This window comes from Intrasporangium zincisolvens (assembly GCF_034724055.1).
In the GTDB taxonomy this organism is placed as follows: Bacteria; Actinomycetota; Actinomycetes; order Actinomycetales; family Dermatophilaceae; genus Monashia; species Monashia zincisolvens.
Window position 1 is genome coordinate 456,801 of sequence record NZ_JAWIIL010000003.1, and the last position, 11,737, is coordinate 468,537.

Here is an 11,737-nt window from a genome sequence, read left to right on the forward strand (position 1 = left end):
CCACCGAAAGGCACACGCATGTTGATGCGACTGCTCCGCAGCCATCTGCGGCCCTACGGGGGCGAGATCACGCTCATCGTGCTGCTCCAGCTCGTCAGCACCCTCGCCTCCCTCTACCTGCCCAGCCTCAACGGCGAGATCATCGACGAGGGCGTTGCGGTCGGTGACACCGGCTTCATCTTGCGCCACGGCGCGCTGATGCTCGGTGTCAGCGTCGTGCAGATCGCCGCGGCCGTCGGCGCCACCTACCTCGCAGCGAAGGTCGCCATGGGCATGGGTCGCGACCTGCGCGCCACCATCTTCGGCACCGTCGTCGACTACTCGGCCCAGGAGGTCGCGAAGTTCGGCGCTCCGACGCTGATCTCCCGCAACACCAACGACGTCACCCAGGTGCAGATGGTGACGTTCATGTCGTTCGCCCTCCTCGTCACGACGCCGATCATGATGGTCGGCGGCGTCATCATGGCGCTGCGCGAGGACGTCGGGTTGTCGTGGCTCGTCGCCGTTGCGGTGCCGCTGCTCGGTGCCTGCGTCGGTCTCGTCATCTGGCGGATGGTGCCGTGGTTCGGGCGGATGCAGAAGTCCCTCGACGGCGTGAACCGCGTTCTGCGAGAGCAGATCACCGGCATCCGCGTCGTGCGCGCGTTCGTCCGCGAGGGCCATGAGGAGGAGCGCTTCGCCGAGGCCAACGGCACGCTGACCGAGGCCGGCCTGCGCGTCGGGCGACTCATGGCGCTCGTCTTCCCGATCGTCATGTTCATCTTCAACATCTCGTCGGTCGCGGTGCTCTGGTTCGGTGCGCACCGCATCGCCACGGGCGACATGCAGATCGGCGCGCTGACGGCGTTCCTGTCCTACCTGATCCAGATCCTCATGGGCGTCATGATGGCGACCTTCATGGCCACGATGATCCCGCGTGCGGCGGTCTCGGCCGGCCGCATCCAGGAGGTCCTCGGCACGAGCTCCTCGGTCGGCGAGTCGGTCCAGCCGCTGCCGATCAAGGCCGCACGGGCCGGCGTCGAGCTCGTCGACGTCGACTTCCACTACCCGGGCGCCGAGAACGCCGTGCTGCACGACGTCAGCCTCGTCGCCGAGCCCGGCCGCACCACGGCCATCATCGGCTCGACCGGCGCCGGCAAGACGACCCTCATCGGTCTCATCCCGCGCCTGTTCGACGTCTCGTCCGGCCGGGTCAAGGTCGGCGGCGTCGACGTGCGCGACCTGTCGCTCGAGGAGCTGTGGTCGCGCATCGGGCTGGTGCCGCAGAAGCCCTACCTCTTCAGCGGCACCGTCGCCTCGAACCTGCGCTACGGCAACCCCGACGCCACCGACGAGGAGCTGTGGGACGCGCTGCGGATCGCGCAGGCCGCCGACTTCGTCGAGCGCATGGAGGGCGGGCTCGACGCGCCGATCGCCCAGGGCGGCACCAACGTCTCGGGCGGTCAGCGCCAGCGCCTCGCCATCGCGCGGGCCGTCGTCAAGCGGCCCGACGTGTACCTGTTCGACGACTCGTTCTCGGCCCTCGACCTGTCGACCGACGCGCGGCTGCGGCAGGCGCTCCGGCCGGTGACCCGCGACAGCGCCGTCATCATCGTGGCCCAGCGCGTGTCGACGATCGTCGACGCCGACCACATCGTCGTGCTCGAGGACGGCCGCGTCGTCGGCACGGGCACCCATGACCAGCTCCTCGACTCCTGTGAGACCTACCAGGAGATCGTCGAGTCCCAGCGCAGCGCGGAGGAGGCGGCCTGATGGCCGAGGGAGTCAAGAGCGCGGAGGAGAAGGCCGCCGAGGCGCGTCGAGGACCGGCCCGTCGCGGCGGACCGCCGCACATGCAGATGGGCCAGCCGGCCGAGAAGTCGCTCGACTTCGGGCCGTCGGCCAAGCGCCTGCTCGGCCTGCTGCGGCCCGAGCGCGCCAAGCTCGTCGTCGTCGTGGCGCTCGCCGTCGTCAGCGTGACGCTCAGCTCGATCGGGCCCAAGATCCTCGGTCGGGCCACCGACATCATCTTCGCCGGGTCGATCGGCGCGTTCGTCGGGGAGAAGTTCCCGCCGGGCACCACGAAGGACCAGGCGGTCGCAGCGGTCCGGGCGTCGGGCAACACGACCCAGGCCGAGCTGCTGTCCAACGTCGACTTCACGCCCGGCGTCGGCATCGACTTCGAGGCGCTCAAGAGCGTCCTGCTGCTCGTCGTGGCCCTCTTCGCGATCGCCTCGTTCCTCATGTGGGTCCAGGGCTGGATCCTGCAGGGGCTGCTGCAGCGCACGATGTTCCGGCTGCGCCAGGACGTCGAGGCCAAGCTCAACCGCCTGCCGCTGCCCTACTTCGACCGGCAGCCGCGCGGCGAGGTGCTCTCGCGCGTCACCAACGACATCGACAACATCGCGATGTCGCTGCAGCAGACGCTCTCGCAGCTGCTCACCTCGCTGCTCACCGTCGTCGCGGTGCTCGCGATGATGTTCTGGATCTCGTGGCTGCTCGCCCTTATCGCGCTCGTCACGATCCCGATCTCGGTCATGGTCACGGCGGCCATCGGCAAGCGCTCGCAGAAGCTGTTCATCCAGCAGTGGCGCAACACCGGCGAGCTCAACGGCATCATCGAGGAGACCTTCACCGGCCACGGCGTCGTCAAGGTCTTCGGCCGCCAGAAGGAAGCTCAGGCCTCGTTCCGGACCAAGAACGACGAGCTGTTCCAGGCATCTTTCGGCGCGCAGTTCATCAGCGGCATCATCATGCCGACGATGATGTTCATCGGGAACCTCAACTACGTGCTCGTCGCCGTCGTCGGCGGCCTGCGCGTGGCGAGCGGCTCGATGAGCCTGGGCGACGTCCAGGCGTTCATCCAGTACTCGCGCCAGTTCACCCAGCCCCTGACGCAGGTGGCCTCGATGGCCAACGTGCTCCAGTCGGGCGTCGCCTCGGCCGAGCGCGTCTTCGAGGTGATCGACGCCGAGGAGCAGGAGCCCGACGCCGGCAGCCCGGTGACGATCGAGGACCCGCACGGCGCGGTGGCCTTCGAGGACGTCTCGTTCAGCTACGTCCCCGACCAGCCGCTCATCGAGAACCTCGACCTGTCGGTGAGCCCCGGCCAGACCGTCGCCATCGTCGGCCCGACCGGTGCCGGCAAGACGACGCTCGTCAACCTCATCATGCGGTTCTACGAGCTCGACGGCGGACGCATCACCCTCGACGGCGTCGACATCCGCGACCTGACGCGTCACGGCCTGCGCTCGCGCATCGGCATGGTGCTGCAGGACACATGGCTCTTCGGCGGCACCATCCGCGACAACATCGCCTACGGCCGGCCCGGGGCGAGCCAGGAGGAGGTGCTCGAAGCGGCGCGCGCCACGTACGTCGACCGGTTCGTGCACTCGCTGCCCGACGGCTACGACACCGTCCTCGACGACGAGGCGAGCAACATCTCCGCCGGCGAGAAGCAGCTCGTGACGATCGCGCGGGCGTTCCTGTCCGACCCGGCGCTGCTCATCCTCGACGAGGCGACGAGCTCGGTGGACACCCGCACCGAGCTGCTCGTGCAGCAGGCCATGGCGGCGCTGCGCTCGGACCGCACCAGCTTCGTCATCGCGCACCGCCTCTCGACGATCCGCGACGCCGACCTCATCCTCGTCATGGAGGACGGCCGGATCGTCGAGCAGGGTTCGCACGCCGAGCTGCTCGCCCGCGACGGCGCGTACGCGCGGCTCTACCAGGCGCAGTTCTCCGGTGCGGCAGCCGACCTCGACGCCGAGGAGGGCGCCCCCGCGGGTGGACCGCCCGAGCTGGCCGGCGTCGGTGCGGCAGTCCCCGGTCCCGGCGGCGGCCCTGGGGTCCCGGCCCCCGACGACGCCGTCCCGGCCGACCCGAGCCACGACTGACGGCAGGCCGGACCGACCGCCTGAGCAGAGACCGGAGGCCCCGGCGTCCCACACGGACGCCGGGGCCTCCCGGCGTCCCACACGGACGCCGGGGCCTCCCGGCGTGGGGCCCGTGGGACGGGCTGCTCACTCGACGGGTAGGGGGCGCGGACGGTCGTTGTTAGCGGGCGGTTAGGGGCCCTCGTGAACCTAGGAGCACGCCCTCACGGGGCGAGGCCGGCGGCGCCGGCCGCACCACGACGTCACCCTAGGAGCCCCACCATGAACGTCCGCGTCCGGAAGAACGCCTTCCGCACCCTCGTCACCTCCCTCGCCGTCGCGGCCGCGACCGCCGGCGTCGTCCCGATCGGCCCGGGGGTCTCCTCGGCCGACGCGGCCAGCGCGATGGTCAACCACGCCCGCAACTACCTGGGCACCTACCAGGGCCAGTGCAAGGTCTTCGTCCAGAAGATCTACGCCGAGGTCTACCCGAACACCCTCGGCACCGGCTACTACCAGGCCTACATCAACGCCGGCTACCACCGCGTCAACAAGGCCGACGTCGTGCCGGGCGACATCATCCAGGAGACCGACTCCGGCTCGCACACGACCGGCATCCACACGGCCATCGTCACCGGCGACCCGGCCGGAGCGGACATCCGCGTCATCGACTCGAACTTCGTGGCCCCGAACAAGGTCGGCGAGCACACGTACAACCCGACGACGCACGCGCAGTCGCACGGCGGCGTCGCCTACTACTGGCACAAGGGCTGAGGTCGGTCCACGTGCGAGACGGGTGTGCCCCGGAGGACGCGTCCTCCGGGGCACACCCGTCTGCGGCGTCAGAGACGCCGTCCCCAGACGTCAGCAGGCGTCAGTACGTGCAGGTGCCGTCGACGGACTGGGGTCCGAGGACACACCAGCTCGGCGGGATGGAGCGGGCCTGCGCGCCGGTGCCCGACAGGAGCAGCCCGGAGGCGACGGCGGTGACGGCCAGGACGCGGATGATCAGCTTCATGGTGGTTCGATCCCCTTCGACGTTCGGCTGCACAACCCCTGATGACTGGCAGCCGAGGCAGAAGGTACTCCCGTCCCGGGCGTTGCGGAAGGGTATCGGACCTCTGGTTTTCTGAGTTTGCCGATACAGCGAATTCCGTTCAGGCAGAGCCGGATCGGGAGCCTTCGCCTACCCCGGGCCGAGGCGGAGGGCGCGCCGGTCGAGCCCGAGGTCGGTGAGGATGGCCGCGACCTCCCCGGACCTCTTCCCGGGGGCGTGGGGAGCAGGGTGTTCGGTGGTCGGCGCGGCGGGGCCGAGCTGGTCGAGCGCGTCGAGCTGGTCGAGCGCGTCGAGACGGGCCAGGTCGCGCGCCAGCTCGATGCGGGCGCCGCGCGCCCGCCACCGCGACACCCCGTCGAGGAGCGCGGCCCGGGCGCCGGGCGTGTCACCGGCGACGGTGAGGGCGTCCGCGCGGACGCGCAGCACCTCGGGGTCGACGCCGTCCGGTGCGTGCGCGTCGAGCACCTCGGCTGCCGGCGCGAGGGCGTCCTCGGCGGCTCGTGCGTCGCCGCGTCGGGCGAATGCGGCAGCCTGCGCCAGGGCGCAGTGCGCCACCCCGAGCTCGTCGCCGAGGCCTTCCGCGATGTCGCGGGCCTCCGCGAGCAGGGCGTCGGCCTCGTCGTGACGCCCGAGGTCGATGAGGCCCTCGGCGCGGGTGACCAGCCAGATGCAGGTGCTCCGTGGCGAGCCGTGGACCCGGACGTGCTCGACCATGTCGGCGAGCATCGGGTCGGCCTCCTCGGCCCGGCCCGCGTTGCGCAGCACGACGCCGGTCTGGGCGCGGGCCGTGACGCGCAGCCGGTCGTCGGACCGTTCCTCCGCGAGGGCTGCCGCCTGGTCGAACCACTCCGCAGCCTCGGCGAACCGGTCGAGCGCCTGTGCCGCCCATCCCGCCTGGGTCAGGGCACCAGCCTCGCCGGCCGGCGCAGCATCGTCGGGCAGCCGACGTGCGGCGGCGAGCTGCCGCGCCGCGAGGTCGGGCAGCTCGGCCAGGGCCCTCCGCTGGGCGAGCGCGGCGAAGAGGGCGTGCAGCAGCGCGACCTCCAGGGCGGGGTCCGGCTCGGGGGGCAGGACGGCGAGGGCGTGGCGCAGCACCCGCTCGCGGTCGTCGTCGTGGGCCCGCGTCGCGAGGAAGCCGCTCGAGTGCAGGGCCAGGCGCGCGGCGAGCGCGCCGACGGCGACGGGCGGCGCACCGGGCTCGGACCCGGGTACGCCCGACGCGTGGGCTGCGTCGGGCACCCCATCACCCGAGGCGCCCGACGCGTCCGGCGCGTCCGACGCGTCCGGGGCGTCCGGCGCGTCCGGCGCGTCCGACGGGTTCGGGCGCACCGCGACGCCGGTCACCGCGGCGACGAGGTGCGGGCGCTCGATCTCGAACCAGTCGCGCGGCGCTGTGGCGGCCGGAGCCTCGCGCGGGTCCGACTCGGCGTCGGGGTCGGCCGCGCCGCCCCCACCGGGTGCCTCGGACGAAGGGGTTGGGCGGGCGGGCGCCGACGCGCCGTCGCGCATCGCCGCGTCGGCGACGTCGGCCATCCGCTCCCAGCCGGCGAGCAGGCGTGAGCGGAGCGCGGCGTCTGAAGTGCCCGTGCCGCGGGCCGGTGGGGCGGAGGCAGCGTGCAGCTCGGCCGCGAGCTCGCGGATGGGGGCGAGCACCCGGAAGCGGGGCTGGCCGGCGGCGTCCCGGCCGATCGGCTCGACGAGGTGCAGGTCGATGAGCTCGTCGAGGTCGCGCTGCCAGGCCGGGGTGCCGGCGAGGTCCTGGGCGACCCAGCCCGGCCACGAGCCGGCCGGCGCCAGCGACAGCCGGCCGAACAGCGTCATCGCGCCGGGGCCGAGCGCCTCGACGGAGGTCATGATGCTCGTGCGCACGTCGATGTCGCCGGCCGCCAGCTCGTCGAGCTGGGCGCGCTCGCGGCCGAGGCGTCGACGCAGGTCGGTGAGGTCGAGGTGCTCGTTGGCGGCGAGCCTGGCCCCGACGACGCACAGTGCGAGCGGCAGGTGGCCGCACAGCGTGGCGATGCGCCCTAGCTCGGTCGGCGCGGCGGCCACGCGCTCGGCGCCGGCGAGAGCGGTGAGCAGGGCGGCCGAGGCCTCCGCGTCGAGGGGCGACAGGGTGCGCCGCGTCGCACCGACGAGACCGGCCAGCTTGCGCCGGGAGGTGACGATCGCCGAGCTGCCGGGGCTCGTCGGGAGCAGCGGTCGCACCTGCGCCTCGGACGTCGCACCGTCGAGGACGACGAGCACGCGGCGCTCCGACAGGAGGCTGCGGTAGAGGGACGTGCGCCCCTCCACATCGCCGGGCACGTCCGACGCGTCGACGCCGAGCGAGCGCAGAGCGCGCGTAAGAGCATCGGCCGGAGCCGCGAACGCCTTCTCGCCCAAGGGGATCCACAATGTCCCGTCCGGGTGGTCGTCGGCGAGTCGGTGACCCGCGTTCACCGCCACGGCGGTCTTGCCGACCCCTCCGACGCCGGCGACGACGACGGTCACGGGTGCCGAACCGCGACCGCCGGGAGGCGCCGGAGCCGGCCGCGAGCCCGGCACGGCGGCGTCGCCCGTCGAGGTCGCGTCGGTCGGTGGGAGCGATGCGAGCGACGCGACGACGGCCCCGACGGTCTCGTCCCGACCGAAGAGGTGCCACGACGCCGGGGGCAGCTCACGCGGCACCCGCCGCGGCGCGGGCGTGGCGCGCGAGAGGTCGTCGCTGCCCTCGAGCACCTGCTCGTTGAGCTCGACGAGCACCTGGCCGGGCGTGACCCCGAGCTCGTCGATGAGCTCGCGGCGCAGGGCGAGGAAGGCCTCGATGGCCTCCGACCGCCGGCCCGCCGAGGCGAGTGCTCGGATGCGGTGGGCGTGCAGGCGCTCGTTCCAGGGGTCGGCCGCGAGCGGCTCGGCGACCCGTGCGAGCACGTCGTCGGGCCGGCCGAGCCGGTGCAGCACGTCGAGGAGCGCGTCGAGCGCGGCCCGTCGCTCCTCGGCCAGCGCGAGCCGGGTGTCGGACTCGACGCCGTCGGGGACGTCGGCGAGGACGTCGCCCCGCCAGAGGGCGAGGGCCGAACCGAGGTGGCGGCGGGCCGGCTCGAGGTCGCCCCGCGCCTGCAGCCCGTCGGCGTCGCGGACGAGGCGGCGGAAGTCGGTGACGTCGAGAGCGTGCTCGCCGAGGCGCAGCTCGTAGCCGAGGGGACGGGTGACGACCAGTCCGGGGTCGTGGCTCACGAGACGCCGGCGCAGCCCCGCGATGAGGTTCTGAAGCTGCTGGCGGCCGGTGCGGGGCGGCTCGCCCCACATCGCGTCGATGATGCGGTCGGTGGGCACGAGCCGGTCCGCGCCCAGCACGAGCATCGAGAGCACGAGCCGCTCGCGGGAGCCGCCGAGCCGCACCACGGCGCCGGCGTCACCGACGACCTCGAGGGGGCCGAGCACACGAAACAGCACAGGCCATTGATACCGGACACCTGCGGCCCGGTGCAGGTCGCGCGCCGCGCGGACGGCATGCGGACGCCGCCGGCCTGCGTCACACCCACCCCTGTGGGGTGTGACGCGGGCCGGCGGCCAGGAGGTGCCGCCGGGAGGAGCGGCAGGAGCGACCTGCGGGGAGGAACCTCAGGTCAGCTGTAGAACTTCTCCGTCGTGCTGTAGGCGCCGCTCGGGGTGGTCGAGTGGATCGACGCCTTGTAGTACGTGTCCTCGTAGGCGGTGGCGAGGCTGACGCAGTGGCCGCCGGCGTCCTCCCACGAGTCGCTGACGGTCTTCGTCGGGCCGGCGGGGCTGATCGCCGTCAGGGTGACGCTGATCGTGGCCTTGTTGCCGGCCGTGACGCAGAACGAGTCGCCGCCGTCGTTGTAGCTGTAGGTGGCGCCCGGGAGGCTGCCGCTGAACGAGTTGGCCGAGGCGGGCATGGCCGTCAGGGCAACGGCGGTGAGGGCGATGGCGGCGGCGCCGCCGAGCTTCGTCAGGGTCTTCACTGCGTCTCCTTCGTGTGGCCGACGTCTCGGACCCGGGTGGGGGACTCCGACGAGGGCGTCTTGGGGTGCGTCGACCACGCTCGCCGACGGCCCTAACAAGCCGCTAACAGCGCGGGCGTCGTCGTCGGGCTGCAGCCGCTCGGCGTGTTAGCCGCGTGTTAGGGCGCGGGCGCATCGTCGGCGCCACCCCCCCGTCCGGGCCGCGAGCCGCTCGCACCCGGCAGCCCGAAGGAGAACGCCCATGACGCCCGACACCGCCCTCACCGAGGACTCGCCGCGCCCGGCCCGCCGCCCGATGACCCGCCGCACGGTGCTGCGCTCGGCCCTCGCCTCGACGATGATCGCCGCCGCCGCGGTGACGGTCGCCCCGGCGTCGCCGGCCAGCGCGGCCCCCAACGACCCGATCTCGCGCGCCGACGTCATCGACCGCGCCCAGAACTGGATGGACCGCAACATCCAGTACAGCCAGTCCGGCACGGCGACCGGTCCGGCCGGCACCTACAGCTGGCGGCGGGACTGCTCCGGCTTCGTCTCGATGGCCCTCAAGCTCGGCCCCACGGGCCTCAGCGCGCCGAACACCAACGCGCTCGCCACGTCGACGTACAGCTTCGGCATCTCCAGGGCCAACCTCAAGGCGGGCGACTACCTCGTCGACCCGGGCAGCCACGTCGTGCTCTTCCAGAAGTGGGCCAACGCCGACCACACGCAGTTCTGGCTCTACGAGGAGTCGAACCCGACGACCGACATGGAGCACCGGGTCGCCAACCTCAGCAGCTACTCCGGCTACCTGGCCCGTCGCGCCAACAACATCCGCGACTGACGCCTCCGTGTCCCGGCGCCGGTCGCCCCCTGGTCCGTCGTGGCCCGGGGGTGGCCGGCGCCTATGGCGTCGACGCGTCGCGGCGTGCGCTCCGACGCGTCAGGGCTCCCGACGCGTCAGGGCTCGAGGAGCACCGGGCCGGGGCCGTGCTCGGCGAGCACGTCCGAGGGGTTGTTGAGGGCGCACGTGCGCAGCGAGAGGCAGCCGCAGCCGATGCACGAGTCGAGCTGGTCGCGCAGCTTCTCGATGCGCCGGATCTGCTCGTCGAGACGCGGGCGCCACGAGCGCGACAGGCGGGCCCAGTCGCTGGCCGTCGGCGTCCGGCCGTCGGGCAGCGTCGACAGGGAGGTCGCGATCTCCTCGAGGGACAGGCCCACCCGCTGTGCGGCCCGGATGAAGGAGACGCGTCGGATCGTCGCGCGCTCGTACCGGCGCTGGTTGCCGGTGGTGCGCTCCGACGACACGAGCCCGAGCTCCTCCCAGTAGCGCAGGGCGGAGGTGGCGACGCCGGTGCGCTCGGCCACCTGCCCGATGGTGAGGCCGGACATCTCAGGCGATCCTCGCCTCGGGCAGCCGCGACACGATCTCCTCGACGGTCTCCTCGGGGGTCTGCTGCGAGCTGTCGAGCCAGAGCCCGATGTGAGGCGTCTCGGTGCGCACCTTGGCGTCGAAGTCGCGGATCGACCAGAGGTCGCCGTAGCCGACCTTGACGCGCTCGGCCTCGCGCTGCATGACCGTGCCGACGTCCGGCGCCAGCATGACGAGGCTGAGCGGACGGGCGCTCACCTGCTCGAGGAAGGGCATGAGGCTCGTGCCGACGAAGAGGTCCTGCACGACGACGGTGAACCCGGCGTCGGCATAGGTGTCCGCGGTGCGCGCCGTGATGCGGTGGCGCAGGGCCAGCTGTCGCTCGGCCTCGGGGTCGCCGTGCGGTGACATGTCGACCCGGCCGCGCACGACCACACGCCGGAACTCGTCGCCGCGCAGGTGCACGGCGCGGCTGAACCGCTCCGAGAGCAGCTGTGACACGGTCGACTTGCCCGCAGCCATGACACCGGTGACGACGATGACCTGCGGGGTGTCGACGGCGCCGTGGAGGAAGGCCCGTTCGCTCACATCGGACACCTTAGGCCGCGGATGCCGGGTATGTCGCCGGACTTCAGGTGACGTTCAAGTTGACGCCGGGTGGCCGGCGGCGCCTGCCGGGGCCGCGGACACCGAAACCGGTTGACGCGACGGGGAGGATGGCGACCGTGCGCACCTACGAAGAGCTCGTCGGCGAGGCCGGAGCCGCCGACGTCACCGGCTGGGGCTTCGGCTGGCTCGAGGGCCGCGCCACGGAGGAGCGGCCCCCGTGGGGCTACGTCCGGATCCTCACGGAGCGGTTGCCCACGGCGACTTCGGCACTCGACCTCGACACGGGCGGCGGCGAGGTGCTCGGTGAGGCGCTCGCGGCGGCCGGTTCGCTGCCGCCCCGCCTCGCCGCGACGGAGGGCTGGGCGCCCAACGCGGCCGTGGCCCGACGCGCGCTGGCGCGCTTCGGCGTCGACGTGCTCGACGCGGCGCCGGGGGAGCCGCTGCCGGTGCCGGACGCGTCGGTCGACCTCCTGACGAGCCGGCACCCGGTCCGTCCGGCCTGGGAGGAGGTGGCGCGGGTCCTCGTCGACGGCGGCACCTACCTGGCCCAGCACGTGGGCCCGGCGTCGGCGTTCGAGCTCGTCGAGGCCTTCCTCGGCCCGCAGCTCGAGGCCCGACGCGGCCGCGACCCGCACGCCGAGGCGGCCGCTGCCGACGCGGCCGGTCTCGACGTGGTGGAGCTGCGAACAGCCATCTGCCGCATGGAGTTCCACGACATCGGCGCAGTCGTGTGGACGCTGCGCAAGTGCGTCTGGTGGGTGCCCGACTTCAGCGTCGAGCGCTACGAGGACGTGCTGCGCGGCATCGACGCCCAGCTGCGCCGCGGCGAGCCGTTCGTCGCGCACTCGACCCGCACGCTCTTCGACGCACGACGCCGCCCCCGCTGACGAGCGGGGACGGCGTC

General features: G+C 72.9%; 10 protein-coding genes. 5 read left to right on the forward strand and 5 right to left on the reverse strand.

Annotated features, from left to right (window positions below; genetic code table 11):
• Positions 1–18: 18 nt before the first annotated feature.
• From RY076_RS10600 to RY076_RS10610, 3 genes are all read left to right on the forward strand, one after another.
• A complete protein-coding gene (locus tag RY076_RS10600; RefSeq protein ID WP_323097629.1) occupies positions 19–1,752 on the forward strand; it encodes an ABC transporter ATP-binding protein in 1,734 nt (577 codons plus the stop codon).
• Positions 1,752–3,875 (forward strand): ABC transporter ATP-binding protein, encoded by a 2,124-nt coding sequence (locus tag RY076_RS10605; protein ID WP_323097630.1) that lies wholly within the window; start codon positions 1,752–1,754, stop codon positions 3,873–3,875. Before RY076_RS10600 ends, RY076_RS10605 begins: the two co-directional genes overlap by 1 nt.
• A 261-nt stretch (positions 3,876–4,136) precedes the next feature.
• A complete protein-coding gene (locus RY076_RS10610; RefSeq protein ID WP_323097632.1) occupies positions 4,137–4,628 on the forward strand; it encodes a CHAP domain-containing protein in 492 nt (163 codons plus the stop codon).
• Between the two features lie 100 nt (positions 4,629–4,728).
• Here RY076_RS10610 and RY076_RS10615 read toward each other — a convergent pair whose 3' ends face one another.
• The 3 genes from RY076_RS10615 to RY076_RS10625 form a co-directional block, all read right to left on the reverse strand.
• Positions 4,729–4,872: a hypothetical protein gene (locus RY076_RS10615; protein WP_323097633.1), complete on the reverse strand. Its 144-nt coding sequence runs from the start codon at positions 4,870–4,872 to the stop codon at positions 4,729–4,731.
• Positions 4,873–5,040: 168 nt separating this feature from the next.
• Positions 5,041–8,346: an AfsR/SARP family transcriptional regulator gene (locus tag RY076_RS10620; RefSeq protein ID WP_323097634.1), complete on the reverse strand. Its 3,306-nt coding sequence runs from the start codon at positions 8,344–8,346 to the stop codon at positions 5,041–5,043.
• A 173-nt stretch (positions 8,347–8,519) separates the two neighbouring features.
• On the reverse strand, positions 8,520–8,876 hold the full coding sequence (locus RY076_RS10625) for a hypothetical protein (RefSeq protein WP_323097635.1): 357 nt from the start codon (positions 8,874–8,876) through the stop codon (positions 8,520–8,522).
• A gap of 241 nt (positions 8,877–9,117) precedes the next feature.
• Here RY076_RS10625 and RY076_RS10630 point away from each other — a divergent pair, with 241 nt between their 5' ends.
• Positions 9,118–9,696, forward strand: coding sequence for an NlpC/P60 family protein (locus tag RY076_RS10630; RefSeq protein WP_323097636.1), 579 nt, complete (start codon positions 9,118–9,120; stop codon positions 9,694–9,696).
• 116 nt (positions 9,697–9,812) lie between these two features.
• On the opposite strand, the gene soxR is transcribed toward RY076_RS10630, so the two are convergent.
• Positions 9,813–10,244 (reverse strand): redox-sensitive transcriptional activator SoxR, encoded by a 432-nt coding sequence (soxR, locus tag RY076_RS10635; protein ID WP_323097637.1) that lies wholly within the window; start codon positions 10,242–10,244, stop codon positions 9,813–9,815.
• Between the two features lies 1 nt (position 10,245).
• Positions 10,246–10,812 carry an AAA family ATPase gene (locus tag RY076_RS10640; protein ID WP_323097638.1) on the reverse strand — a complete coding sequence of 189 codons (567 nt, stop codon included), beginning with the start codon at positions 10,810–10,812 and terminating at the stop codon, positions 10,246–10,248.
• Between the two features lie 137 nt (positions 10,813–10,949).
• On the opposite strand from RY076_RS10640, the gene RY076_RS10645 reads away from it, so the two are divergent.
• Positions 10,950–11,720 carry a methyltransferase domain-containing protein gene (locus tag RY076_RS10645; protein ID WP_323097640.1) on the forward strand — a complete coding sequence of 257 codons (771 nt, stop codon included), beginning with the start codon at positions 10,950–10,952 and terminating at the stop codon, positions 11,718–11,720.
• The last annotated feature ends 17 nt before the right edge of the window (positions 11,721–11,737 follow it).

Bases quoted from the DNA above. Each gene is read 5' to 3' on its own strand.
- RY076_RS10610 (WP_323097632.1), top strand. From the start codon at position 4,137: ATGAACGTCCGCGTCCGGAAGAACGCCTTCCGCACCCTCGTCACCTCC.
- RY076_RS10600 (WP_323097629.1), top strand. From the start codon at position 19: ATGTTGATGCGACTGCTCCGCAGCCATCTGCGGCCCTACGGGGGCGAG.
- RY076_RS10630 (WP_323097636.1), top strand. From the start codon at position 9,118: ATGACGCCCGACACCGCCCTCACCGAGGACTCGCCGCGCCCGGCCCGC.
- soxR (WP_323097637.1), bottom strand. From the start codon at position 10,244: ATGTCCGGCCTCACCATCGGGCAGGTGGCCGAGCGCACCGGCGTCGCC.
- RY076_RS10605 (WP_323097630.1), top strand. From the start codon at position 1,752: ATGGCCGAGGGAGTCAAGAGCGCGGAGGAGAAGGCCGCCGAGGCGCGT.
- RY076_RS10615 (WP_323097633.1), bottom strand. From the start codon at position 4,872: ATGAAGCTGATCATCCGCGTCCTGGCCGTCACCGCCGTCGCCTCCGGG.